Origin of the sequence: Streptomyces orinoci (genome assembly GCF_003121295.1) — a bacterium.
In the GTDB taxonomy this organism is placed as follows: domain Bacteria; phylum Actinomycetota; class Actinomycetes; order Streptomycetales; family Streptomycetaceae; genus Streptomyces; species Streptomyces orinoci.
Genome location: NZ_PHNC01000029.1, coordinates 1,186,000 through 1,211,040, shown reverse-complemented (window position 1 = coordinate 1,211,040; position 25,041 = coordinate 1,186,000). Strand labels below are relative to the sequence as shown.

The following is a 25,041-nucleotide window of genomic DNA, read 5'->3' as shown; positions in this document are numbered from 1 at the left end:
CACAACTCGGAAGGGGCAACAGGCCGGTGTCAACAAACCGGACGACGGCGCCGCAGGCGACGCCGGGGCAAGGAGGCTGGGGACCCGGCACACCCGGGCCACGGGTGACGGCCATCGCGACCGCCGTCCCGCCCCATCGGTTCGCCCAGGAAGAGATCATGAACTTCCTGGCGGGCACGACGCTGGGGCGGTCCGCGACCGGCGCGGTGATGCTCCGCAAGATCCAGTCGAACGCGGGGGTGGACGCACGTCACTTCGCCCGTCCCCTGGAGGAACTGCGCGCGCTCACCGACTTCACCGACGCCAACCGGGCCTGGCTGGACACCGCCCTGGAGCTCGGTGAACAAACCCTCACCGAGGCGCTGGCGCAGGCCGGGGCGCGCCCCGAGGACATCGACGCGGTGATCAGTACCACGGTCACCGGCCTGGCCGTACCGTCGATCGAGGCCCGGCTGGCGCACCGGGTCGGCCTGCGGCCCGATGTACGGCGGATCCCGCTCTTCGGCAATGGCTGCGCCGGCGGCGCGGCCGGGCTGGCCCGGCTGCGCGAGTACCTGCTGGGCCACCCAGACCACACCGCGGTGCTGCTGTCGGTCGAACTGTGCTCGCTCGCCTATCAGTTGCAGGACACCTCGATGGCGAACATCGTCGCCGGAAGCCTCTTCGGGGACGGCGCGGCGGCCGTGGTGGCCGTCGGCGCCGAGCGGTCCCATGACGCCAGCGGCCCCGAACTGCTCGACTCCCACAGCTACTTGGTACCCGACACCGAAGAGGTCCTCGGCTGGGACATCGGCTCCCACGGCCTGCGGATCCTCCTGGCGCCCGAGGTGCCCGCGCTCACCGCGGAACACCTCCCCAAAGCCGTCTACGACCTGCTCGGCCGACACGCGCTCACGCCCGGCGAGATCGCCACCTGGATCGTCCACGGCGGCGGCCCAAAGGTCATGTCCGCCTTCGAGCAGGCGTGTTCCCTTCCCCCGCACGCCCTGGCACAGACCCGAAAGTCCCTGGCCGACAAGGGCAACCTCTCCTCCGCCTCCGTCCTGCACGTACTGTCCACCACCATGAACTCCCCCGCCCCCACAGGCGCCCCCGGCCTCATCGCCGCCATGGGGCCGGGGTTTGCCATCGAGCTCGTTCTGATTCGGTGGTGAGGGCGGGGGGTGGTCGTCTTGGCGGGCGCTCGCCTTCCGCGGGTGTGCGGCGGCCCCGCTGCTGCGGTCTTGTTGCTCGGCCAGGGGCCGGCTTTCGGGGAGCACTACCGACTGGAACGTTCCCGGCGATTCTTCGGCCGGCCGTCCAGGCTGGCGCCAGGGTTTCCACCAAGCCCGGTGGGCCTGCCGGCAGAGTTCGCGTACCTACGACCAGAACTCCATGTGCAGTTCCGCGCTGTCAACGATGCCACTCTGGACATGGGTGCAACTGGCCAGCCTGAAAGGAAGGTTATCGAGCCAAGCGAGAACGTGCGCCTGAGCGTTCAGTGACTTCGTGTGCACTCCGACGGCCCCGGTGGCACGGCCACCTCGAGTGATGCGCTCACACTCGGAACAGCGTGGCCGGTGTGACCTCAAGTATCACCTGCACGACGTCTTTCTACGCCAACTGGTTGTGTACGAGCGACAAGTGGACCTACGCGCCGGGCGTCACCGACACGCCGACCGGCACACATCCACAGCGATCGACCGGTTGGCGAAGGTGTGATTGCGGCAATTCTGCTTGGACCCCTGTGCCCTCGAAGAGGTCCAGATCGACGGCGCACGTCAGTGTGCCAAAGGCCGCGGCAACGTCCGCGACGGCGCAAGAATGTGGCACCATCCGCTGGTCCCCGTCGCCAGGGACCAGCCGAAACTCCCGCCAAGCGTCGTTGTCAGTGCCCGGCCCTAGAGTGCCCACGTGACGACATTTCGATCCGGCTTCACACTCTGGCAGATGGTACGGACGGCACGCGAACTCACCGCGGATGAGCGCGTCCGCGAGCGCGTCGACAAGGTGTTGCACATCATGGGCGGTCCCGGTGGGACGTACGGCAAGGGCAGGCCCCTGGTGGATGCCTTGGAGGATGTGGCCCAAGAGGCGATCCTCCACGGGGACTTCGCGTTCGCTCAGCGCTTTCAGCGCTTCGCCGCCTATGCCGGAGGCGACCTGTTCCTTGAAATCCTGGAGAACTACTACGACGACGAAGCCCGGCAGCGCAGCGAGGAACACATGCGGAGGATGACTGCCATGGGTGCTGACATGGCGGTCGCTGCCCTGGAGGTTCTGTGCAGCGAGCGACCCGACGCGACCGCAGCAGACGCTCGTGACCTCTTCCGCGGCATTGCCCGGTCCGCCGAGTACCTGAGCATTGGGGATGGCGATGGCGGGGTTCGGCTTTCAACCCGGGAGCTGAGGCGACTTCAACAGTACGGGCACATGGAGATAGTTCTCCGCAACCTGCCTCGGCCCGCCTCCGCTGAAGCCGCACGGATGATGAACGACGTCCTGGCCGATGTCGATGCAGGCGTGCTGGCACAGTTGCTCGAACTGAGGGCCAGACAGGCCGGCCTGGCGGCCCTGCGTACCGTGGTGGAGGACCCGGACAGTCCCGAGAGCGCCCTCCACGCCTGCCTGAAGAACCAGGAATGGATCTTCGGCGGGGCTTACGTGGCCGAATTGGCACGTCGGCAGTACACCCCGGAAGCCATCCTCGACATCCCGCTCCTGCGCGGTGACGGCTCTCTGCACGTGGTGGAGCTCAAGCGCGCCAACATCAAAGACCTGGTCATACGGCGCTCCGGCCACCTCATGCTGGGTGCTGCGGCGCACCGCGCGGTCTCCCAGGCGCAGAACTACCTCCGGGCCATGGACGAGAACCGTCCGGACATCCTGACTGACCATGGAGTCGACACTCGCCGAGCCTCGGCGACGGTCGTGATCGGACACCCGCAGTACGTGACCGGGGGCGTGACCTCCCAGGAGATCGCGGAGACGCTGCGCACCTACAACGCGCACCAGACACGCATAGAAGTGATCACTTACGAGACCCTGCTGAGCTCAGCCTCCCGCATGCTGGCCCTGTCATCGGCACGACAGGACGCTGACCCGGACGAGGAGCCTGTCGCATGACTGACGCGCCGACGGCGATCGAACCGCTCCTGGCCCGCCTGTGCGGCGGTGAGATCACCGACAAGGATTACGCCGGATACTTCGTGAATGAGTGTGGAGAGGAACTCGTGTTCGCCCAGCGCCGGGGTGAGAAGACCGCCCGGCTCTGGCACAGCGACGCCGACTGGGAGATGTTCCTTGTCGGTGACCACTCGATTCGGCTCGACGGCCCGATCGACGGGATGATCACTGTCGCCGGCCTGATCATCAACCGCGAAGAGGCGACATGGTTGTCCTCCTGTCTCGCCGCCTCCCGCCACCTGCGGCAGGGGTGCGCCTGATCATCTCCCATCGCCTACGTGATTGCTGATGCCGTGTATCTCTCCTTTTGCGCGTGAGGCACCCCGCCTCCGCGCAGCGGAACGATGCTGCCTGCAGCTATCGGCTGAGCCGCTTGGCGATTCGCAGTAGTTCATCGGTGGTGAGTTGTGCGCTCCGAGTGGCCACGACATAGGTGTACGTGTCGCTGGACCAGGTCAAGCAGCGGGAAGCGGAGTGCTCTTGCAGGTGCGCGGTATGCCCATCCACGGAGGCAATGGCGCCGCGAGGATCATCCGGTGTTTCCTTCGCGATCTGCGCTACGGCCAGCGAGGGATGTCCGAAGCCTTTGCGGTAAAACCGTGACCAGGAGGCGCTCTCTGCTCTTTCGAACGGTGACGGAAGACAGCGCTCATCCGGAGGTTCGTCATAGATTTCTTCGCTCGGCTCGTAACCCACTGGAAGATAGCGGGGTGTTGCGAGCTCCGAGCCATCGAAGGGTGTGATGGTTCTGCCGGTGCTTGCGTCTATCAAGGGCCGTGAGCCCAAAGGTGACGCGATAGTGGTCGTGATCTGTTGGTCTGCGCTGTCGCACTGTTGCTGAAGATTGGCGGTACTTTCCCTGATCACCAGCGTGACCATCTCCGGGGATTCGTGTGCCCGAAGCTGGGGACGCTGGGCATGGCATGGTGTCCACATGGCGGTGGTAGTGATGGTGCGGCCGTCCCCGCTCACCAATACGTCGCCGAATACAGGCCCATTGTCACGGTGGTTTCGCGTGTGCTGATCCCCGAGCCACCAGGCTGCTGCGGCGGTGGCCAGGACCGCTGCGGCGCCGGTGAGCCACAGGGCGCGTATCCATCGCTTCAGCTGTCGCGGGTCCATGGACATGCTCCACGTTGACGACGAAGGCGGCCCCATCCTGATATCGACTGGGGTTGGGCGGAAGAGGGCGGGCCGGCACCACGCTGATGACGTCGGCCCACCACATCGGCTGGGTCACCCGGCGGTGTTGAGTGTCCACTTCAGGTCGTGCAGGGTCTCATAGATGGGGACGTAATACACGCCGGCCAGGCACCAGGGCTTTCTCTGGTGCCCGTCGAGGACGGTGTCCGCATTGAGCTCTGACGGGCAGGTGACTGTCTTGTCGAGTGCGGTGATCGTGCCGCGTGCCTCATCGGTGGTCCAGTTGTTGGCGCCGACGAACACCGGTCCTCCGCTGTCGCCGTTGACCGCTGCAACGCCGTGGGAGGGCCAGTCGGTTGCGTAGCCGAGGTCGGTGACGGGGCGGTATCCGCCGTCCGCCCCGGTGACGCCGACGTCCACCTTGCTCAGGACGACGTTGCAGTGCACGCCGCCGTTGGCGCCGTCGGTACACACGTAGTCCCCGACGTTGTTGTGCCCGTATCCGGTGACGGGCTTGGCGTAGCCGTCGGTCCTGTTCGCCTCCCCGTCGTACAGGTACCCGTCGGCCGGGTCGTGCAGGGCTATGCCCACGGTGTCCACGAGGGCGTTGCTCTGCAGGTGGTCGCTCACACCGACGTCGTCACCGCCCTCCCAGGTGTGCCAGTAGCCGTCCTTGCCGTCGCAATGCTTGGCGGTCGTGAGCATGTTGTTGCCGTGGCTGTCCGTGACGGCGAAGCCGCTGGAGCAGATGCCACCGGAGGGGTTCCTCAGGGCAGCACCGCCGTACCACGGGGGTGCGTCATGCTTCCGCATCGCCCCACTTGCGGCTGCTCCGTTCGTCAGGTGAGGCTGAGCGCTGCCACCGCTGGATATGGCATCGTCACTCAACGGCTTATAAGTCGCGGTAGTGTTGATGCCTGTCAGCCGGTCGGTGAGCGCCTTGACCTTGCTGGACCGGGTGTTGCGTTCGTCGCGTGCCAGCGGGTCCTTCCGGTCCCGGTAGCCTGCGCCCCGGTCTTCGTCGTAGGTGATCTCCAGGCCGCTTCCGTCATTGGCGCCCGCGAGGCTGGTGATCCGGATCGGGTCCGTTGTGGACGAGGGACGCAGGGCGATCGGCCTCCCGGCACGAAGCAGTTTGTTGCGGGCCTTGTGGAGATCAGCCTTGGAGTAGCGGGCCGGCCGGACCTCGGCCGTCACCCCATTGGGCAGGTGGGCGAGGATGCGCCGTACCCGCTGCGGGGGCGTGCCCTTCCAATGGAGGCGCAGGTGGTTGTGGTTCAGGTCGAGTTCGATCTCGGTGAAGCCGGGGACCTTGGCGCGGTCGTGCTCGGAGAGACCTTCGGTGATGTCTCCGGCGATCTTGTCGAGTACTTGCTGCTTCTTCTGGATTGCGATCAGGCGCGGGTCCATGGCCTGATGGCTGGCAGACGGTGCCTTCTTCACCGCACCGCTCCGGTCGTGTGCCGCCGCACCAGCCGATGGCGCGGCAACGACCAACGGCAGGACAGCGACGATGACTGCGGCCGGTAAGGCCGCCGCCCCCCGTTTCTTGGTTCTGGTCCTCACAGGAGCTCCCCCCACTGGGATTACTGGATGGACGTGGGGCAGCTTGCTATTGGTGGGGCCAGCGTGGAACGGGGGGATCCGGCCATTCCGGTCGAAAAGCCGTCAGGGGCGGGTGGCGATGATGGCTTCGGTGCGGACGACTTCGTCAAAGGTGCCGGTGGGGTTGAACTCGGTGAGTGCCTGCCGTAGGTCGCGTTCGAAGGCGTCTTTGTGGGCGCCGAGTTGGGCGGGGCTGGAGTAGCTGTAGGAGAACTGCAGGCCGATGACCTCGTCCAGGGTGCGGGTGAGAGTGCGGTCCCAGCGGATGGTCTCGACGTTCGCGAATGGGGAGCGGGCCAGTACTTCTTGGTGGTGTTCCTTGGGGTGGGTGTAGGTGCCCGACCCAGCCCGGCGTTCGGGGCCGAGGTAGCGGGTGCGGACTTCGGCGATCAGGTCCAGCCAGGGTGCGGGCTCCAGGTCATCGGGGGCGCCTCCGGAGGCGATGATGACGGCCCCCTCGGGTGTGATGAGCTGGCCGAGGTCGCGCAGGGTCTGGTCGCGGTCCATCCAGTGGAAGGCTGAGCCCATAACGGTCAGCAGCACCGGCTCCAAACCCATGCGGGACAGGGTGGTTGAGTCACCGAGTCGCCAGTCGATGTTGGTTATGCCCTGCTCGGCGGCGAGCCTACGAGCCTGGTCGAGCATGCCGGGTTCTGGATCGACGGCAGTGACGTGGCCGACGAGCTTGGCCAGCGGCAGGGCCAGCACGCCGGTGCCGGTGCCGAGGTCCAGGAGGCGCTGGGTGCCGTCGAGGGAGAAGCGGGCAGCCAGTAAGTCGTAGAGGGCCGGTTCGTAACCGGGCCGGTAACGGGCGTAGTAGGGGGCGGTGGAGGCGAACAGCTCGTGTGGGATGTAGGAGGACATCTGGTCAGTCTTGCGCGCCCGGGTGGGCGGGTGCGTGTCATTCCAGGGGAGGGGCCGGGGGCGTCCGGGTTGAGGTCCGGCCGGCCGAGCAACTGGCGGTCGTTCGCCGACGTTTGTCATGCCTTGCCTCCTCTGCCGGATGATGCTCGGACGTAGCCCACTCCGGCCGCCGACCCGGGAATGGGTGGGACGACGGCCGAAGCGAGCGGTTACTGGCCGGACAGGGACCGGGCGAACCTCTCCTGCTCCCTCTTCCTCGACGGCGCACAGCGCGGGCACTCGCATGGAGGGAATGCGCCCGGGTTCACCGGGACACTTACCGGGTCGCTCACATACACCGCTCGCGCGGGCTCAAAGGTCCGTCCCCCGTCCCTGCTGACGCGCAGGGTCATGAGTGGTGTTTCCGGTGCCGTCCACCGGTTGCCGTCTGCCATGCCGGAAGACTGCCGTCACTGGCTCTGCGGCCCCAGGGACGCAACGTCCCAGTTTTCAGCGCTAGTTGGCAACGCCCAGAAACTCGGCCAGCTTGCGGAGACCGGGGGGCCGAGCGGGCCCGGCCCACAGGTCGCTGACGATGGCGACGGCCAGGGTGTGATGGCGTATCCAGGCGGGCGCCAGACGGTGCAGTTTCTCCAGGGTCAGCACGGCGCCCTCGGCGTCACCGACGTCGGTGTAGGCGCGGGCGACGTCCAGCAGGAGCCACGTTCGCCACGACGGCGGGGTGTCGGCGCTCAACCGCATCCCACGGGCAAGTTGGAGCGCTTCCTCAGGGCGAGCGTGCTGCACGGCCAGGCGGACTCGCTCAATGCGCACGGAGGACTTGCTGAAGATGCTCACCAGCTTGCCGTTGGCAGGCGGGGGCATCGTGGCCAGACGGCCGGCGGCCCGCTCGGCGGTGCGCATCATCTCGTTGGCCATGTCGTAGTCGCCGGAACGGGCCGAGCTGGTAGCGGCCGACATCAGCAGCCCGCCCCAGACGCGTACGCCCTCCGCGTTGTGTACATGGTCCCGTTCGATGCCGTCGGCGGCATGGACAGCGAGATGTGCGGCGTCGTCGAGGCGGTTTTGTCGCTGATAGGCCCATGCCGCGGAGTTGCAGACCATCGCGGGGAGCAGAGGATCGCCCGCTGCCTCGGCCGCCGCGAGAGCCCGCTCCAGCGCGGAGAGTGCGAGGTCGGTCTTGCCCAGCCGGATGGCCAGATGCCCGCCCAGTTGCAGAGCCTTGGCCAAGGCGCCCTGGCCGGCGGCGCGTTGATCTCCCGTGCCGACAGCGGCCGACAGACGCGCGTCAGCGATGATGCCGGGCAGCGCCTCCATGACACGGCCGAATTCAGCAGCGTGATAGAGGGTCCATGCCTCTGAGATCTCGGAACGCAGCAAGGGCAGGGACAGCTTTTCCACCCCCGATGGCTCCGGCGGTGGTGCGAACAGCGGCGGCATGATGGCCCGGCGCACGGCGACCAAGGCGGGCGGGTCGGCCTCCCCGGTCGAGGGCACCCCAGGCGGGTCCCCCAGCAATGTGGTGACCTCCACGCCCAACCCTTTGGCCAACGCATGGAGCGTCGGCAGCCGAGCGGAGTGCTTCCGCTTCTGCTCCAACTTCCGTACCACATCAGCCGATACGCCCGACCGCTCCGCCAGCCCCTCCTGTGTCAGGTCAGCCAACCTGCGAAGCCTGAACAGGCGGTCACCCAGGTGCTCGTTCGCCATGCACTGAACGTACGCCTTGGTGGACGCCTCTCGGTCCGGTTTCGAATGGGCATTCCATCGATGTTCGTCATGCACCCCCCGCTTGGTTCACGGCCAGGGGGTGCCCCCTGCCCCCCTGAGCTTCGGCGCAGTGTGGAGCCGGGCGTCGCGGACATCGGGAACGACCTCCAGGCGCTGATCGAAGGTGCCGGAAGTACGGGGGTTCACTCCGGAGCCGGCGCGGATCGAGGCCATGGAAGCGGCACAGGCCGCCTGAGCCATGTGTGCCAATGGGCACTGCCCGCCCCGAAGGAAGTGGGGCGGGCAGTGCCTGCATGTGCTGTGGCCAGCACTTTCGCGAGGTACCCCGGGCGGATTCGAACTGCCGACACGCGCTTCAGGAGTGGGATCGAATCCTTGCCGGCGGGTGTTCGTTCGTGCCGGGTGCTGCTGTCCGTGCAGGTCAGCGGCACCCGGCATGGTTCTTGATCGTGCTTGTGATGGCGGGTGTTGAGCCGTCCGCTCACGCAAGGCTCACGCACTGCATGCCGTCTGAATGGCAGCTTCTCTCGCGTGCCAGTAGGGGCCATTTGCTGGGCCTCTACCGCATGCTTGGAGGGCGGCCGCATCGTATGGTCCAGCTCAGCATGAAGCCCATTGCGTCACTGTCGCGGTGGCGGCGTAGACGCTGGGTTCGAAGGTGCCGTTGGCTGTCCAGTCGACTTGTTTGCTCGCCCACATCGTGGGGCTGTCGAAGGTGCCGGTGGTGAACAGGGTCTGGCCGCCGGAGTTCTTCAGCTGGAAGCGTGCGTGCCAGATGTCGCCGCTGAAGGTGTGGTCGGTCCAGGTGCGTGCGCTGAAGGTGAGCTTGCCGTCGGCGTAGAGGCGCAGGTAGCCGCCGGTTTGGTGGCAGTCGCCGACCTTCAGGTCGGGCCAGGTCCACCACTTGTAGGCAGTCGCGGTGGTGGCTCCGGGCCGGATTTCGCGGGCGGCGCCGGAGTGCATGGCGTTGCTGGCGACGGGGTTCTTGCTTGCCTGTGGTGGCTGGTTGCCGACCGGCGGCTGGGTTCCCTGCGATGGCGGTGGCTGGGTCCCCTGCGTCGGCGGCTGGGCTCCCTGCTGCGGCGGAGCAGCGGCGCCGGGGGCGGAGCCGAACCGGACGCCCAGCGCCTGGGCGCCCGTGGGTGCGTCCCATGTGGCGCCGGTACCGACGAGCTCGCCCCATTGTCCGCTGCAGGATGCGCTGCCGTAGAGGAAGGCGGTATCGGTGGTGTCATTGGAGAAGTGCACCGCGCCCCCGGTGAGCGGGATGCAGGTGTCGCTGGGCGGGTCCTGGCCCTGGATGCTCTGCCCGGACGGTGTGACGTAGGTGTAGGTACCGGATGCGGCCTGCGCCCCGGTCGGCAGCGCGGCCATCGCGAGTGCGGTGACGGCAACGACGGTTCTGGTGATGCGGCGCAGTACTCGTTGCGCTCTCAACGATCCCCCCTCTTCCCTTTTCTGGTGTTGGGTTAGCAGCTTCCGCACGGGAACTCGGAGAACCACGGCTGCGAGCAGACCATGCCGTCACAGTCCTGACAGAACTGCCCGCACATCAGGGTGTGGCTCGGAGCATCGCAGCGGGAGGTGCCGGTGGACTGGCAGACCGGCACCATCAGGTGGGTCTTGTGACCGGGCTTGACGGCCGCGGCCTGGCGGGCGAGCTCGAGTGGGGCCTGCTCCTTGGTGAAGCAGTGCCGCGCGGCCACCACCCGTGCTGGGGCCGGGGCGGCGCTGGCGTCGGCGGTTGCCGTGGCGGGCACTCCGAGGGCGATGCCTGCGGCGAAGAGAGCTGCTACGGCTCTACGAAGGATCAGCATGTCGTTCAGGCTGCCCATCGCCAAATGGGCTATCCCTGAAGGAAATAGGTCATATCAGCAGACCGTGCGAGCTGCCCCGGCGCGGCCTTAGCCCCCGAACCGCACGCTCGTCGGCAGATTAGCTCCAGAGTCGCGCGTCTGCCCTGGTTGCGCGGCGTCGATGAAGGCGTTCGGGTCGCAGCCCGCGTCCGCGAAGAGGAGGGCCGTGGAGTTCGTGTTGTTGGTTACGCTCAGTGCCTGCCCGCTGAGGGCGAAGCAGAACCCGTCGGACGGGTTGTCGAACCTGACAACCCCGTGGGTGTCTGCTCGGACATAGCTGAAGGTTCCTGTGGCGGCTTGAGCGCTGGTGGCCAGTCCTGTTGTCAGCGCAAGGGCCCCGCCTACCGCGAGGGCCGCTCTGCCGATCTTCCCAAACGGATGCACAGCTTCCTCCCCTTAGCTGTCCTGAAGGGGTTCGTCGTCCCCTTCACCCCAAGGTGCCCGGCGTCTTCGCATGCAGACCACTGGCGAGCAGGGTTCATCCGAACGAGGGCGGAAGGGCCAAAGGCCGACCCGGAGTCAAGCTCAGCCACGAGGGCCAGATACGTGGGTTGCGGCCGGCCCGAGCCACTGCGCTGCGTTCGGACCGGCTTTGTCCTCACTGGCAACGTGTTCCCAGATCAACTGCCAGCGGCTGCTTCCTCGGCCGCGCTGCTGACGAAACAGGCCCATTGGGCTGGGCGGACCCGCAGAATAGGCCCGCCGGGATCTTTGGAGTCCCGGACGGCGACGATGCCGCCGGTTTCGGCGACTTCGACGCACGCTCCGTTTCCGGAGCTGTAACTGCTCTTGCGCCAGCGGACGCCGCTCAGGCCGGCCACATGGACAGACCGACTGTGGTGGGTGTTCATGTCTGGTGCATCTCCCTTGCGATGTTCTCCAGGACGGCGGGGGTCTCCTGCGGATCGGGCCCCGCGGCTCGTACGAGGTCGAAGGTCTGGATGAACTTGCGGACATCGCGTTCCTTCTCCAAGTACACGTTTCCGGCGATCGAATCGACGTAGACCACGGTGGGCGCCTTGGTGCCGAACTCCATCAGGGCGAACGTCCCGGCCATGGCCGCGTGAGGGCCCTTGGCGGTCGGCATGACTTGGATGGTGACGTTCGGCAGGGCGGCGGCATGGATCAGGTACTTGATCTGGGCCGCCATCAATTCATTCCCGCCGACCGGCCGCCGCAGGGCGGCCTCCTCGACGACCAACCACAGCTCCAGCGGACGGTCATGGTCCTGCTGCCGTTGTAGAGCACGCCGACGGGCGGCGGCATATTCCCGCCGAGGCGTCGCCGTCCGGGCGCGGAAAGAGGCGGGCATCACGGCAGACGTGCATTTCCACGATCTTCGGCACACAGGGAACACCCTCGCCGGCGCGAGCTTGCGTGAGCTCATGACCAGGATGGGGCACAGCACACCGCGCGCCGCGTTGATCTATCAGCACATGGTCAACGGCCGTGACCGCGAGATCGCTGATCGGCTCGGTTCGATGATTCGCAAGGAACGGGGTGATGCGGACTCGTAGCGGGCCTTGTGGCACGCATGTGGCACGGCCGTGATCACGCGAGAGGGCCAGTACGAGAGGATCAAGCCTCCGAACTGGCCCTTCGTCATGTGCCCCCGGGCAGATTCGAACTGCCGACACCCGCTTTAGGAGTGGGATCGAATCCTTGCCGGGTGGTGCTCGGCGCTGCCGCAGGGTGCTGTTTTGCCTGATCAGGGCCCTGCGGCAGCGCACCCCATCCCGCTCATGACACCTCGTGCCGGACCGTCCGCTCACGCATCGCGCACGCACGGAGCCCGTCGTCTACGGCTACGAGTAGGCCGCGTACAAGACAGATATAAGGATGCCGAGTAGAACGCCGGCGCCGAACCATCGCAATCGTCCCTCCCAGTCAGGGAGTATCACCGGCGGGGGCGGGGTCACCCTTGCCTCGACTCGCTTCGCGATGTCCATGAGCGACCTCGTCACCTGCTCGAGCCTGACCGTCTGAGTGCTGTCACCCTGCAGATCGCCTACCCGGTGTGTCGCCGCACTCAGATCTTTCAGGCTGTTCTGCAGCCGGGTGGCGAGCCCGTTGAGATCGCTGCCGTCGTGATGGCCGAGAACTTCCTCCAAGCGTCTGACGAGAAGGTCAAGCGCGTCAAAGTCCAGCTTCGAGGAGACTGTGGACAGTCGGTCAGCGGCGTAGGTCAGCTGCTCAGCGACGTGCTCGTTGATGCTGTGGCTTGCGTGCGTGAGAAGGCCGGCGACGTCCTCGTTGATCCGGTGGGAGGCGCGCGAGATCTGGTCGGCAACGTCCTCGTTGATGCTCCGGGTGGCCAAGGAGAGCTGGCTGACCGTGTCAGGCGAGATAACACCGTCTCGCAGAGCACCTTCGAGCATCTGCGACAGAGCGGGCGCGGACTTCCCCAGCTTCGCGAGTGTGGCCTTGGTTTGCGGGTCGATCTCATGATGGATGTTGATGTCGCCGTACTGGTCACGGCCGACAAAGGCGCCACCGTAGTTGTTCTGGACAGTGTGCTGCTCCGTAGGCGCCGGGTCGTCGGTGGTCACCGGTCGTCCCGGGTGTTGATGTTGATGTCGCCGTAGTGGTCGTTGCCGATAAAGGCCCCGGAGCCGTGGTTGTGCTGGGAGCCGATGTTGACTGTCTTTGTCGGGGCCGTCGTCTTGAGCTCCTCGATGTCGGATCGGGCGCTGGGGTGAGTGTCGAGGAAGGCTGAGAGCAGCTCGGTCCAGGTGTCGATGACGGTGCGCTGAGTGATTTTGTGGCGGGCCAGGGCTGTCGCCTGCTCGTCCAGTACCTGCAGGGCGGTGGCCTCCTCCTGCGGGCTGCCGGCACGACGGAAAATGGCCGAGATCCGGGCGCGCAAAGCGTCGGCCTGGTCCTGGAGCAGATAGGAGAGGACACCGCTGGCAGCTCCTGTGCTCACGGCCATGACTGCTTCTTCGTACATGGGACGGTTCCCCCTTCGGGCCGTTTCGCACGCTAGAACTGATCGACCGTACCGGCCATGGCACGGCACGGGTCGGGCAATGCGGGGCGTTGACCAGAACCCGCCGCTGAAGGCGACTTTGCTGCGTCCGCCGGGTTGGCTCCCAGGAGGGGGGAAACCTCAATTCTGTGCTGGGAGGGGAATCGGCGTAGATCGTGTCAGAGCGGCGATCGCTATGACGACAGCAGTCACCACAGTGGCAAGGACGAAGACGCCAGGTGTGGTGGCCCAGGCCGGCAAGCCGGGGGCAGACGGTGTGTTCGCAGTGACGACTGGCACGCTGGCCAGGACGGTCGTTGCAGCGAGCCAGCGACGCTTGATCTTGTAGCCGGAGGCAACGGCTGCCGCCAGGACAGCCAAGACCATGGCCGCGAGCAGCATCGCCCCGGGGGCAGGAACCGCCCAGGTGGGATGATGCCGTCCGAGGATGAACAACCCCAGTGCTCCGTAGAACGAGAGCATCGCGGCGAACACCAAGCACACGAACGGGGTCATCCTCTGGGCGGGAGGAAGGATCCGGGCCAAGGGTTTGTCCTCTGGCATGCTCCGAAGTTCGGCGTCGAGCGCACGGACCACCGCTTGGTGGTTCCTGCGGCTGTGCCAGGTGAACAGACAGCTGAGGGTGACCATGGCGACGGCAAGGTACTTCCACTGGTCCATGGCGGCCTGGAACCAGTCGGATCCCCTGGCCACTTTGGGTACGAGGAAGAAGAGTGTCACCCAGAGCATGATCAGAGCATGGAAGAGTCGACGACGGTCGTGCTGTTTGCGCAGGGCGATCTCGTAGCGGCCGACACGCGCGTTCCATGCATCAGCACCGAAACGCCTGCACGTGGTTTGTTCCAGATCGCCCAGCAGCGATCCTGCAAGGCGCCGAGTCAGCATTCCCTCCCGGTCGAAATACCGAGTGTGGTCACGCAGCGGATGACCGAGAACACAAGTGGCCTCCTGCTCAACCCCCTTGGGAAGAGTGGGCAGGAGCATACGTCCCACCATGTCGTGCTGACTGCTGAACTCCTGCCAGACCAGAGGCTGCCTCCGCTGGCTTCGCTGGACGGGGCGAGACAGCTCGAGGGGATCACGATGGTACGGACGGGCATAGCGCTTTAGGAGGAACCCGCACAGAATGCTGACACCTGCGCTGGCGGCGACGGCCGCCCAACGCACCATCGTCATACCACCCATCGGGAATGCGCTGCTCAGCAATTGCTGCCATGAGGCGGACATGGACGCCATGGCAGAGGAGACGCTTTCGGGTGTGATGGCGGAGAGGGGCAGCGTAAGCAACGCCATTCCGGCCGTGGCCGATCTCGTCAGTGCCAAGGCGCTCGCGGACAGTCCCGGATCCACGAACGGAGCGGTACCCCAGGCCATGAGGACCGATGCGATTGGAAGCAGCCAAGCGACCAGCCGTACGACCGGATGCCTGGTCTGCCGCAGAAGCCAGATCGGCTTGAGGCCGGATCCGACACCGACGAAGCGGATGACCTTCTCCTGGTTACGGCCGCCGTCCCGGGATAGAAGCTGATGGGTCAGATATCCGCCCTGGGAGTGGGCAACGATCACAATGTCGTCGCACCGTGCCTCCAGCCAGCGAAGGCGCTCTTCGAGGTAGTCGAGTAGTTCCTCGCGCTCGTGATCGCGCGCAGCAGCCGTGATCACGTGGTCGCCAAGATTGAGTCGGCTGCACAACAGGGCAAGGATGCAGATGCCTGCGCCAAGTGCGACCCACGGGTGTGCGGCGGTCAGCGCCCTGAGACCGAACAAACAGACCAGGAGTGTGAGTAGGCGCCAGCCGACGCGGGCTATGTGTCGGTACTCCGAGGGCAGGAAGAAGCCGGAGCCCGCAGAGTTGCGTGAGTATGCCCCGAAGCCACGGCCGTTGTGGGTGTCGCCGAGAAGGATGCTGCGGTCCCGTCGGTCGGGCCCGATCAGCAGCAACACCATCGGCAGAGACCGGGCAAGGTAGCCCAAGGACACCAGCCAGCGCAGCCACCATCGAGGTCGGCGGAACTGGTCGGACCAGACCGCTTCCACCATCAGCACCTCACCCGTCGGCTTGCCAGGAATACGGATCCTGGCCACCGCGTGTGCGGGACGCCCATAGGCCGCCTCATCGCTTGACGTCCGGTCCTCCGGCGTCTCACGCCAGTCCACGGCCGACGCACCGTAGGCCCGTATGATCGGGCTGAGTATCCCCTGCCCCATATGCCTCAGTACGGACTTGCGCGTGCCGGCCTGCGTGTGCTGATTGCCAATGCCGTGCACCAGGAGGTACCCGATCCTCCGTGCCCTTCTCCGCCGCTTCATCTGGCTGTGTCTCTCCTTCTATGCGTGAAGCGCCTTGCCTCCGCTGCAGCGGAACGATGCTGCCCATAGTTATCGACTGAGCCGCTTGGCGATTCGCAGCAGTTCGTCGGTGGTGAGTTGTGCGCTCTGAGCGGCTATGGCATAGGTGTTCTTGTTGCTGGACCAGGTCAGGCAGCGGGACTTGGGGTGTTCTTGCAGGTGGACGGGGTGTCCATCCACAGCGGCTATAGCGCCGCGAGGATCATCCGGCGTCTCCTTCATGGTCTGCGCTATGGCGAGTGAGGGACGTGCGGAGCCTTTGCGGTAGAACCGTGACCACGAGGCGCTTGCTGCCCTCTCGAAGGGTGCCGGGAGGCAACGTTCCCCTGGGGGTTCGTCGTAGAGGTCTTCGGTTTCCTCGTAACCGGCCGGGAGGTAGTGGGGAGTTGCCAGCTTCGCGCCGTCTACGGGGACGATCGTTGTGCCGGTTTCGCCGTCGATCAGCCGCCGTGAGCCCAAAGACGATTCGATAGTTGCTGTGACCTGTTGGTCCTTGCTGTCGCACTGGTGCCGGAGGTCGGCGGTGCCCTCCCTGAGAACGAGCGTTATCGCACCAGGGGTTTCATGCGCCTGAAGTTGAGGGCGCGGTGCTTGACACGGCGTCCATCTGGCAGTTGTGGTGAGGGTGCGGCCGTCCCGGCTCGCCAGCACATTACCGAGCACCGCCGCATCGTCGCGGTGATTCCTGTTGTGCCGCTCCCCGAACTGCCATGCTGCTGCGACGGTAACGAGGATGGCTATGGCGCCGGTTAGCCACATGGCGCCGGTCCTTCGTTTCAGCTGTCGTGGGTCCACGGTGATGCTCCACGATTTACGGTGACGGTCGAGCCCGAGCCTGACATCAGGGTGAGTGCTGGGCAAAGCCGGTGGGCCGACGCCCTGTTGAGTGTGTCGGCCCAGTGTCCGGTCTTGGTCACCCTGCGGTGTTGAGTGTCCACTTCAGGTCGTGCAGGGTCTGGTAGATGGGCACGTAGTACACGCCGGCCAGGCACCATGGTTTCCGCTGGTGCCCGTCGAGGACGGTGTCAGGGTTCAGCTCCGAGGGGCAGGCGACTGTTCTGTCGAGTGCGGTGATCGTGCCGCGTGCCTCATCGGTGGTCCAGTTGTTGGCACCGACGAACACCGGTCCTCCGCTGTCGCCGTTGACCGCTGCAACGCCGTGGGAGGGCCAGTCGGTTGCGTAGCCGAGGTCGGTGACGGGGCGGTATCCGCCGTCCGCCCCGGTGACGCCGACGTCCACCTTGCTCAGGACGACGTTGCAGTGCACGCCGCCGTTGGCGCCGTCGGTACACACGTAGTCTCCGACGTTGTTGTGCCCGTATCCGGTGACGGGCTTGGCGTAGCCGTCGGTCCTGTTCGCCTCCCCGTCGTACAGATACCCATCGGCCGGGTCGTGCAGGGCTATGCCCACGGTGTCCACGTGGGCGTTGCTCTGCAGGTGGTCGCTCACACCGACGTCGTCACCGCCCTCCCAGGTGTGCCAGTAGCCGTCCTTGCCGTCGCAATGCTTGGCGGTCGTGAGCATGTTGTTGCCGTGGCTGTCCGTAACGGCGAAGCCACTGGAGCAAATACCGCCGGAAGGATTCCTCAGGGCCGCGCCGCCGTACCACGGTGGTGCATCGTGTTTGCGCATCGCCTTGCTTGCGGCTACCCCGTTGGTCAGGTGCGGCTGCGGATTACCGTTGCTGGCGACCGGGTCCTCGCTCAACGGCTTATAGACGGCAATGGTATTGATACCGGTCAGTCGATCGGTGAGCGCCTTAATCCTGCTGGATCTGGTGTTGCGCTCGTCACGGGCCAGTGGGTCCTTCCGGTCCCGGTGACCCACGCCTCGGTCTTCGTCGTAGGTGATTTCCAGACCGCTACCGTCATTGGCGCCCGCGATGCTGGTGATCCGGATCGGGTCCGTTGTGGACGAGGGGTGTAGGGCGATCGGCTTCCCGGCATGGAGCAGTTTGGTTCGGGCCTCATGGAGATCAGCCTTGGAATAGCGGGCCGGCAGGACATCGGCCGTCACCCCGCTGGGCAGGTGGGTGAGGATGCGCCGTACCCGCTCTGGGGGCGTGCCCTTCCAATGGAGGCTCAGGTGGTTGTGGTTCGGATCGACCTCGACCTCGGTGAATCCGGAGATCTTGGCGCGATCGAACTCGGAGAGACCTTCCGTGATGTCTCCGGCGATCTGGTCGAGCACCTGCTGCTTCTTCTGGATTGCGATCAGGCGCGGGTCCGTGGCCTGATGAGCGGCAGGCGAGCCTTTCTTCACTGTGCTGCGCTGGTCGGGTGCCGCCGCACCAGCCGATGGTGTGGCAGCGATCAAGGGAAGGACCGCGACAATAACTGCGGCGGGTAAGACCGCCGCCCCCCGCTTGTTGGTTCTGGTCCTCACAGGAGCTCCCCCCACTGGGATTACCGGATGGACGTGGGTCAGCCTGCTGTTGGTGGGGCAAGAGTGGAACGGGGGATCCGGCCATTCCGGTCGAAATGTCGTCGGTCGCGAGGGCTAGAGGCGTCACTTGTTGCCGGCCCGAGCGACCGCGCTTCGTTCGGACCGGCTTCGTCTCGCAGGCTCAGCTCCCGGTGGCTGCTTCCTCGGCCGCAGTGCTGATGAAATAGGCCCATTGGGCAGCGTAGAACCGCAGGACGGGGCCGCTGCGGTCCTTGGAGTCCCGGACGGCGACGATGCCGCCGGTCTCGGCGACTTCGACGCACGCTCCGTTGCCGGAGCTGTGGCTGCTCTTGCGCCAGCGGGCGCCGCTCAGGTCTGCCTCACGGGCAGTCCGGCCGTAGTGGGTGTTCATATCTGGTGCATCTCCCTTGCGATGTTCTCCAGGATGGCGGGGGTGTCCTGCGGATCGGGCCCCGCGGCTCGTACGAGGTCGAAGGTCTGGATGAACTTGCGGACATCGCGTTCCTTCTCCAGGTACACGTTTCCGGCGATTGAATCGACGTAGACGATGGTGGGCGCCTTGGTGCCGAACTCCATGAGTGCGAAGGTCCCGGCCATGGCGGCGTGGGCGCCCTTGGCGGTCGGCATGACCTGGATGGTGACGTTCGGCAGGGCGGCGGCATGGATGAGGTGCTTGATCTGGGCCGCCATCACCTCCTTCCCGCCGACCGGACGTCGCAGGGCGGCTTCCTCGACGACCACCCAGAGCTCCAGCGGATCGGGGCGGCGGGAGAGCAGGTCCTGCCGTTGCACGCGGAAGCGGACCAGGCGCTCGACCTCCTCGGGCTCGCCCGGCCGCACCGCCGCGATCACGGCTCTGGCGTAGTCCTCGGTCTGCAGCAGTCCGTGTACGAATATTGGCTCGTAGGCGCGAAGGGCGACCGCGTCTGACTCCAGCCCGGCGTAGGTGGCCATGCCGGACGGCAGTACCTCCTCGTAGTGGGCCCACCAGCCCTGCTGCTGGGCGTCCTTGTGGATCTGCATCACGGCCTCCACCTGAAGGGGGTCCTCGACGCCGAACCAGGCGAGTAGTTCGCGCACATCCCGGGCCTTGATCGGGGCCTGTCCGGTCTCCACCCTGCTGATCTTCGACATCGAGCACTCCAGGTGCTCGGCGACGTCCTCGATCTTCTTGCCCGCGCTCTCGCGCAGCCTCCGCAACTCGGCTCCAAGCTGACGCTTGCGTACGGTCGGTCCGCTGGCCGTGGCCATCACCCCTCCTTGAAGCACCTCCGCGAACGGCGGTTGCCGTACGCAAGTGTGCCCTAGCGCAGCCAACTCCTACCGCTGGACTGGCGTTTGATGCCAGATAGCAGCCTGAGCGGCAGGCATATGCCCACTTGTTCCACGCACTTGCGTGAGAGAAGTGCACGGGGTCATTCTGAGGGCGCTTCACGATCCGTAGCCCACCCGTCGCTGATCGTCGGTGGCTGGCGTGCGCGGATGCCGCCTCGGACGGAAGGAGCCCGGCCATGCACGTGGTGCCAGGCCAACGGTGCGAACGACCGAAGGACGAAGCCGACGACGATGCGGCAGTGATAGACCGCTCGCTGCGCTTCTCCGTCCCGGCCACCCCGGCGGCCGTGCCGGCCGCCCGGCGGGAAGTCGCGGCCCAGCTCGGCCTGTGGGGGCTGCAGCCGGGGGCCGCCGTGGTGGAGACCGCCGTGCTTGCCGTCAGCGAGCTGGTCACCAACACCGTCCGCCATGCCGCCGCAGTCTCCGCCCAGGCGGACGTCCACCTCGGCATGGACCCCCGGCACCTGATGGTCGCGGTCCACGACCGCGACCCGCGCATGCCCCGCCGACTCCACGCTCCGCACCTCGACGGCAGCGGGGGGTGGGGGCTGCGTCTGGTCGAAGCCCTGGCCGCGGAGGCGGGCGGCAGAACCAGCATCCCCCGGGACGAGGACGGCGGCGGCAAGACCGTCTTGGTCCTGCTGCCGCTGCACTAGCACGTCGGCGGGCGGCGGCATGTTCCCGCCGAGGCGTCGCCGCCCGCCGAGCCGCACGCCCATCCTCCCCACCCGGTGGTGCGGCAGGCGCCATGACACCCCTGGCGCCCTCGGCGGGCCCGGCCCCCGGCCGGGCCCGCCCCACGGACTAGACCGGCATCCCCTATGGAGGCCCTGGTGACACCCCTGCCCGCAACCGTGCCTGCCACGGTCGTCCCCCGCACGCTCACCGTCCGCCCCGGTCAGCCGCTGACCGGCGCCGTCGCGGTCGACGGCTCGAAGAACGCCTGCCTGCCCCTGCTGGCCGCCGCCGCAGCCACCCGGCGCCACGTCAAGCTCAGCAACGTGCCGGCCAGCGCGGACGTGCAGCTGATGCTGCGTCTGCTGGAGCGGACGGGCTTTCGCCTCTCCTATCCCGTGGGAGAGCCCGGGAGCCTGATCCTGTGGCCCGGCGCCTTCGGCCCCACCGCCCCGGACCTGGCCGATGCCGCCCGCATCCGGGGCTCCTACTACCTGGTGCCCGCTCTGCTGGCCACGCACGGCACCGCGCGGCTGCCGTGGCCCGGGGGCTGCCGGATCGGCGAGCGGGGCATGGACGAGCACTTCAGGGTGTACGAAGCCTTCGGCGACGTGGTGCAGGCCGAGGACCACCACTACACCGTCACGGCCTCCAGCCGCAGGCCCGGCCCAGTCCGTCTCGACCTGCCGTTCCGCTCGCGCGGGGCGACCGTCGCCGCCGTGCTGCGGGCCGTCGTCGCTGGCTGCCGCCTCGTGGTGGGCAACCCGAACCTGTCGCCCGAGACGACCACCCTCCTGGCCGCCTTGCAGGAATCGGGCTGGGACGTGGCCGCCGGCGAGGAGACGATCGCCCTTGGACCGCCCGCTGACAGCACGCGCGGCAGCCTCAACTGGTGGGTGCCCGGGGACAAGATCGAGGCGGGCATCCTGGCCTGTGCACTCGCGGCCACCGGCGGCGCCGGGCGGATCGAGGGCCTGCGCGGTCCGGACGTCCGGCTGCCGGCCGACTTACTCACCCAGGCCGGGATCCCGGTCACCGTCACCGCCGATGCGATCACCGTGCACCCGGCCGGTCAGCTGACCGGCCGTCCGGTGCGGGCGATGGCGTCCCTCGCCCCGAACGGCCTGGATGCCGACTTCGAACCCGCCCTGATGGCCCTCGCGTTGGGCCTGCCCGGCACCCATCTGTTCGGGGACTCGATCAACCCCGGCCGCCACGGCAACCTGCTGCCGCAGCTGGCCCGGCTCGGCGCCCGGATCGACGAGCTGTCGCCGACCCAGTGTCGTTTGGCGGGCCCACAGCGGCTGACAGGCGCCATGGTGGAGGCCACCGACATCCGCACCGGCTCCGCGCTGCTGATCGCCGCCCTCATGGCCCGGGGCGTCACCATGCTGACCGGGCTCGACCAGCTGCGGCGCGGCCACGCGGACCTGCCCGGCAAGCTCCGCACCCTCGGCGCCGACATCACACCGGTGACCTGGTGACCGCCGCCCGGGTGCTGGAGCGGATCGTGGCGACCACCGACTTCCACTCCGCCTTCGCCACGGCTGACGGCATGCTGACCCACCTCCAGAAGGCCCGGCCCACCTCGTTGATCGCGGACTGCGGCGACTTCTTCGAGGGCAGCGGCTACTACCGGCTCGCGGGTGGCGCCATCGAACGGGCCGTCCTGACTGGGCTCTATGACGTGCTCGCCCCCGGTAATCACGGCTGGCCCCACCACTTCGAGCCCGGCCTCCGCCCACTGACGGTCTGTGCGAATGCCATCGACGACATCAGTGGACAGCCGCTCTTCCGCCGCCTGCGGACCTTCCTCATCGGCGGCCGGCGCGTGGCCGTCACCGCCGTCATCGGCCCGGACGCTTTCTTGGACATCCCCGCCCACCAGCGCCAGGGCCAACGCGTCACAGACCCGGTGCGGACCTTGCGGGAGCTGATGCTGGCTCACCACCACGAGGCCGACGCGTGGATGCTGCTGTCGCACTCCGGCTTCGAGCAGGACCTGGCACTGGCCGCCGAGTGCCCGTTCCTGGACGTCATCTTCGCCGGGCACTGCCACAGCGACCACTACGCGCCCGAGCCGGTTGGCGACACACTCGTGGTCAAGGGCGGCGAACTTGGCGCCGGATATGCACTGGCCGAACCGGTCGGCGCTGTCTGGGCCGCCCACACCTGCACTTTCCCCACCGGCACGGCCGCGGTGCCGCACGATCTGGCCTGCGTCGTCCGGCAGATGAGCGTCGTGCGGGAGAAGCTGGCCGCCCCGCTGGGGCTCATCGCCGAGTCCTACCGCGGCACGGTGCCCGACCGGCACCAGGTCCTGGCTGAGGTCGCCCTGCGGCTCCACAGCGGACTGGGGGCTGACGCTGTGGTCCTCAACGACACCGTGCTGCGGCCCCAGAGGCTGGGCACGGTGCTGACCTTCGGGGACCTGCTGGCCATCGAGCCGTTCGCCAACCAGCTCGCCTACGCGCGTATCCCCGACGCCTACCTCCACAACCCTGGCGGCCTGACCGCCTACCTGACCGAGCGGGTCGGCCCGCTCGTCACGGCCCCCAACCCGCTGCCGCCCGGGCTTCGCACCGTGCTGACCACCGACTTCCTGGCAGGCAACTTCCTCGGCAACCGCACCCGCCGGGCCGGGATGTCCCTCGGCCAGGCCGTCCGCCACGTCCTGACCGGCGCCCCTACTACCGCACACGAGAGGTCCCTGCCGTGATCCTGACCGGACCCGAGATCACCGCCGCCGCCCTGGACGGGCGGCTGCGGATCGACCCTTTCGACGCGGACCAGGTCAACCCCAACAGCTACAACGTCCGCCTCGGCACCACCCTGGCCACCTACACCGCCCCCGTCATCGACGCCCACCGCCCCAACCCCACCACGGTGATCACCATCGGCGGCGACGGCTACGTCCTCCAGCCCGGCGAGCTCTACCTCGGCCACACCTTCGAACAGATTGGCTCCGACCACTTCGTGCCGCTGCTGTTCGGCCGCTCCAGCGTCGGCCGCCTCGGTTTATTCGTCGAGATCACCGCCCCGATCGGCGACATTGGATTCCACGGCCAGTGGACCCTGATGCTCACCCCCGTCCGCCCCCTGCGCGTGTATCCGGGCATGGAGATCGGACAGGTCATGTTCTTCGTGGCCACCGGAGCCGTGGACCTCTACACGGGCAAGTACCAGGGCTCCCTCGGCCCCCAGCCCTCCCGGGCCTGGCAGGACCTCATCTCGGCCCAGGCGGCGGCCTCGTGATCCTCACTGGCCCGGCCATCGCCGCCGCCGTCGCGGCAGGCGAGATCAGCATCGAGCCCTTTGAGGCCAACCGGCTCTCCCCGAACGCCTACGACTGGCGGCTGGGGGAGACCTTACGGATCTGCGACGGCGACCTCGACGCTGCCCGCCCCACCGCCTTCACCGAAACCGTGATCCCTGCCGCCGGGACCGTCCTTGAACCCGGCGTGCTCTACCTGGGCGTCACCTACGAGCGGACCGGCTCGGAGACGTACGCGCAGATGCTCAACGGCGACCGCACCACCGGCTCGCTGGGCATCTGGGTGCACGTCTCCGCACCGTTGGGGCACGTCGGGCACGCCATCCGCTGGACCCTGGAGATCCGCGCCGCCAAACGGGTGCGCATCTACCCGCGGATGACCTTCGGCAAGCTCGTCTTCCTCGCCACCGCGGGCGAACGCGCCAGCTACCAGCGGCCTGGGGCGAAGTACGCGGCCACCGAGGGCATCGACATCTCCCGCCTTTACACCGAGATCGCCGGAGGCCCGCGATGACCACCACCGGCCCCCTGGTCGCCACCGCCCTCGACCTGCCCGCCGGCAGCCCCGGCGGCAGCGTCGAACTTTTCCTCGACCTCTACACCGGCCCTCGCCCGCTGATCCCCGCCCGGCCCTTCATGCTCGCTCCCACCGGCCGCCGCCCCCGCCGTCCCACCGGGCTCGGCCTGCTGCCGGTCGTCGGCAAGTGCCTGGACGGCCCGGCCTTCCACCGCTACGTCGCCGCTCTCCACCGGGCCCTGGCCGAAGCCGTTGACCCGGCTCAGGTCGGCCTCCTGCACCTTCAGCACCTCGCCTTCGGCGCCACCCCCGCGCTGATGAGGGCCCTGCCCGACTGCCCGCGGATCGCGCTCGTCCACGGCACCGACCTGCTATTCGCTGAAGCCCACCGCGACCAGCACAAGGTCCTCACCGACACCGTCCATCTCGCCGACGCCATCGTCGTGCCCACGGCAGCCATGGCTGACCGGCTCCTGCGCATCGCGCCCACCACCGACCGCACGAAGATCACCCACATCCCCTGGGGCATCCCCGACCAGCTCCTGACCCACCCGCCACGCAGACCGTCCCGGCCGTCCGGCGGCCCGTTCCGGCTGCTGTACGCCGGGCGGCTCACCCCGGAGAAGGGAGCGGAGAACCTGCTGCGGGCCCTGGCAGCCGTCACCGGTGTCGAGCTGAGCATCGCCGCCCCGCAAGACCAGTTCCACACCCTCACCCGCGCCATACGGCAGTCCGGGGCCAAGGTCCGCTACCTCGGCTGGCTCCGTCGGCCACAGCTGTGGCGGACCTTCGCCGACCATGACCTGCTCGTCATGCCCTCCACCACCCTCGAAGCCATGGGCCTGGTCGCCCTCGAAGCCCAAGCCTGCGGCCTGCCCGTGCTCTACCAGCCCGTCCCCGGCCTGGTGGACGCCCTCGCCGCCTCCGGCACCAGCACCGACTTCACCCGCCCCGCCGCCCTCGCCCGCGACATCGACCGCCTCCGCACCACCCCCGGCCTGCTGGCGGCCCTGCGCCAGGCCGGACAGGCCAACGCGGCCCGCTACCCGCTCAGCGCCACCGCCAAGGCCCTGACCGAACTCGGCCACCGGATCAGCTGACCATCCCGCCGCAGTTCCCCGCCCGGGCCCG

At 67.5% G+C, this 25,041-nt stretch carries 24 protein-coding genes and 1 pseudogene; 10 read left to right on the top strand and 15 right to left on the bottom strand.

The annotated features are described in order from the left end of the window. The first annotated feature begins 104 nt into the window (after positions 1 to 104). The 3 genes from CV755_RS20240 (at position 105) to CV755_RS20230 (ending at position 3,425) form a co-directional block, all read left to right on the top strand. On the top strand, positions 105 to 1,154 hold the full coding sequence (locus tag CV755_RS20240; RefSeq protein WP_277751836.1) for a type III polyketide synthase: 1,050 nt from the start codon (positions 105 to 107) through the stop codon (positions 1,152 to 1,154). A gap of 739 nt (positions 1,155 to 1,893) precedes the next feature. Beyond that, the gene (locus CV755_RS20235) at positions 1,894 to 3,105 is read left to right on the top strand and encodes a Shedu anti-phage system protein SduA domain-containing protein (RefSeq protein ID WP_109281602.1); all 1,212 of its coding nucleotides are present in this window, start codon (positions 1,894 to 1,896) and stop codon (positions 3,103 to 3,105) included. After that, a complete protein-coding gene (locus CV755_RS20230) occupies positions 3,102 to 3,425 on the top strand; it encodes a hypothetical protein (RefSeq protein ID WP_109281601.1) in 324 nt (107 codons plus the stop codon). Before CV755_RS20235 ends, CV755_RS20230 begins: the two co-directional genes overlap by 4 nt. Positions 3,426 to 3,522: 97 nt before the next feature. On the opposite strand, the gene CV755_RS34300 is transcribed toward CV755_RS20230, so the two are convergent. The 8 genes from CV755_RS34300 to CV755_RS20185 all read right to left on the bottom strand — a co-directional run bounded on the left by CV755_RS34300 (position 3,523) and on the right by CV755_RS20185 (position 11,676). Next, positions 3,523 to 4,287, bottom strand: coding sequence for a hypothetical protein (locus CV755_RS34300; RefSeq protein WP_153068721.1), 765 nt, complete (start codon positions 4,285 to 4,287; stop codon positions 3,523 to 3,525). Positions 4,288 to 4,401: 114 nt separating this feature from the next. Further along, positions 4,402 to 5,874 (bottom strand): S1 family peptidase, encoded by a 1,473-nt coding sequence (locus CV755_RS20225; RefSeq protein ID WP_109281600.1) that lies wholly within the window; start codon positions 5,872 to 5,874, stop codon positions 4,402 to 4,404. Between the two features lie 102 nt (positions 5,875 to 5,976). Next, entirely contained in the window at positions 5,977 to 6,777 is an 801-nt protein-coding gene (locus CV755_RS20220) for a class I SAM-dependent methyltransferase (protein WP_109281599.1), read from the bottom strand. A gap of 495 nt (positions 6,778 to 7,272) precedes the next feature. Beyond that, on the bottom strand, positions 7,273 to 8,487 hold the full coding sequence (locus CV755_RS20210; RefSeq protein ID WP_109281597.1) for a helix-turn-helix domain-containing protein: 1,215 nt from the start codon (positions 8,485 to 8,487) through the stop codon (positions 7,273 to 7,275). 621 nt (positions 8,488 to 9,108) lie between these two features. Continuing rightward, positions 9,109 to 9,945: a DUF6294 family protein gene (locus CV755_RS20205; RefSeq protein ID WP_153068720.1), complete on the bottom strand. Its 837-nt coding sequence runs from the start codon at positions 9,943 to 9,945 to the stop codon at positions 9,109 to 9,111. 32 nt (positions 9,946 to 9,977) lie between these two features. Beyond that, entirely contained in the window at positions 9,978 to 10,325 is a 348-nt protein-coding gene (locus CV755_RS20200) for a hypothetical protein (protein ID WP_153068719.1), read from the bottom strand. Between the two features lie 659 nt (positions 10,326 to 10,984). After that, positions 10,985 to 11,215, bottom strand: a complete 231-nt coding sequence (locus CV755_RS20190) for a DUF397 domain-containing protein (RefSeq protein ID WP_109281593.1) — start codon at positions 11,213 to 11,215, stop codon at positions 10,985 to 10,987. Then, positions 11,212 to 11,676, bottom strand: a complete 465-nt coding sequence (locus CV755_RS20185) for a DUF5753 domain-containing protein (protein ID WP_162605216.1) — start codon at positions 11,674 to 11,676, stop codon at positions 11,212 to 11,214. Before CV755_RS20185 ends, CV755_RS20190 begins: the two co-directional genes overlap by 4 nt. Here CV755_RS20185 and CV755_RS20180 point away from each other — a divergent pair. After that, positions 11,651 to 11,881 (top strand): annotated as a pseudogene (locus tag CV755_RS20180) (tyrosine-type recombinase/integrase); the annotation flags it as partial. The gene CV755_RS20185 and the pseudogene CV755_RS20180 overlap by 26 nt on opposite strands. A gap of 288 nt (positions 11,882 to 12,169) precedes the next feature. Here the strand turns inward: CV755_RS20180 and CV755_RS20175 are convergent. The 7 genes from CV755_RS20175 to CV755_RS20150 form a co-directional block, all read right to left on the bottom strand. Next, on the bottom strand, positions 12,170 to 12,913 hold the full coding sequence (locus tag CV755_RS20175; RefSeq protein WP_109281591.1) for a hypothetical protein: 744 nt from the start codon (positions 12,911 to 12,913) through the stop codon (positions 12,170 to 12,172). Beyond that, a complete protein-coding gene (locus CV755_RS20170; RefSeq protein ID WP_153068718.1) occupies positions 12,910 to 13,290 on the bottom strand; it encodes a hypothetical protein in 381 nt (126 codons plus the stop codon). The genes CV755_RS20175 and CV755_RS20170 overlap by 4 nt, the downstream gene beginning before the upstream one ends. A 183-nt stretch (positions 13,291 to 13,473) precedes the next feature. Next, entirely contained in the window at positions 13,474 to 15,510 is a 2,037-nt protein-coding gene (locus CV755_RS20165) for a lipase family protein (RefSeq protein ID WP_153068717.1), read from the bottom strand. 222 nt (positions 15,511 to 15,732) lie between these two features. After that, complete coding sequence (locus CV755_RS34295) at positions 15,733 to 16,497, bottom strand: hypothetical protein (protein WP_153068716.1); 765 nt, start codon at positions 16,495 to 16,497, stop codon at positions 15,733 to 15,735. 118 nt (positions 16,498 to 16,615) lie between these two features. Further along, positions 16,616 to 18,088: a S1 family peptidase gene (locus CV755_RS20160; RefSeq protein WP_109281588.1), complete on the bottom strand. Its 1,473-nt coding sequence runs from the start codon at positions 18,086 to 18,088 to the stop codon at positions 16,616 to 16,618. Positions 18,089 to 18,269: 181 nt separating this feature from the next. Continuing rightward, positions 18,270 to 18,500, bottom strand: coding sequence for a DUF397 domain-containing protein (locus CV755_RS20155; protein ID WP_109281587.1), 231 nt, complete (start codon positions 18,498 to 18,500; stop codon positions 18,270 to 18,272). Beyond that, the gene (locus CV755_RS20150; protein WP_109281586.1) at positions 18,497 to 19,360 is read right to left on the bottom strand and encodes a helix-turn-helix domain-containing protein; all 864 of its coding nucleotides are present in this window, start codon (positions 19,358 to 19,360) and stop codon (positions 18,497 to 18,499) included. Before CV755_RS20150 ends, CV755_RS20155 begins: the two co-directional genes overlap by 4 nt. A 260-nt stretch (positions 19,361 to 19,620) precedes the next feature. Here CV755_RS20150 and CV755_RS20145 point away from each other — a divergent pair, with 260 nt between their 5' ends. From CV755_RS20145 to CV755_RS20120, 6 genes are all read left to right on the top strand, one after another. Beyond that, positions 19,621 to 20,100: an ATP-binding protein gene (locus CV755_RS20145; protein ID WP_109281585.1), complete on the top strand. Its 480-nt coding sequence runs from the start codon at positions 19,621 to 19,623 to the stop codon at positions 20,098 to 20,100. Between the two features lie 177 nt (positions 20,101 to 20,277). Further along, entirely contained in the window at positions 20,278 to 21,603 is a 1,326-nt protein-coding gene (locus CV755_RS20140) for a UDP-N-acetylglucosamine 1-carboxyvinyltransferase (protein WP_422070573.1), read from the top strand. After that, positions 21,600 to 22,838, top strand: a complete 1,239-nt coding sequence (locus tag CV755_RS20135; protein ID WP_109281583.1) for a metallophosphoesterase — start codon at positions 21,600 to 21,602, stop codon at positions 22,836 to 22,838. Before CV755_RS20140 ends, CV755_RS20135 begins: the two co-directional genes overlap by 4 nt. Next, positions 22,835 to 23,374, top strand: a complete 540-nt coding sequence (gene dcd / locus CV755_RS20130; RefSeq protein ID WP_109281582.1) for a dCTP deaminase — start codon at positions 22,835 to 22,837, stop codon at positions 23,372 to 23,374. The genes CV755_RS20135 and dcd overlap by 4 nt, the downstream gene beginning before the upstream one ends. Then, positions 23,371 to 23,907: a dCTP deaminase gene (locus CV755_RS20125; protein ID WP_109281581.1), complete on the top strand. Its 537-nt coding sequence runs from the start codon at positions 23,371 to 23,373 to the stop codon at positions 23,905 to 23,907. The genes dcd and CV755_RS20125 overlap by 4 nt, the downstream gene beginning before the upstream one ends. Next, the gene (locus tag CV755_RS20120; RefSeq protein ID WP_109281580.1) at positions 23,904 to 25,010 is read left to right on the top strand and encodes a glycosyltransferase family 4 protein; all 1,107 of its coding nucleotides are present in this window, start codon (positions 23,904 to 23,906) and stop codon (positions 25,008 to 25,010) included. Before CV755_RS20125 ends, CV755_RS20120 begins: the two co-directional genes overlap by 4 nt. Positions 25,011 to 25,041 lie beyond the last annotated feature (31 nt).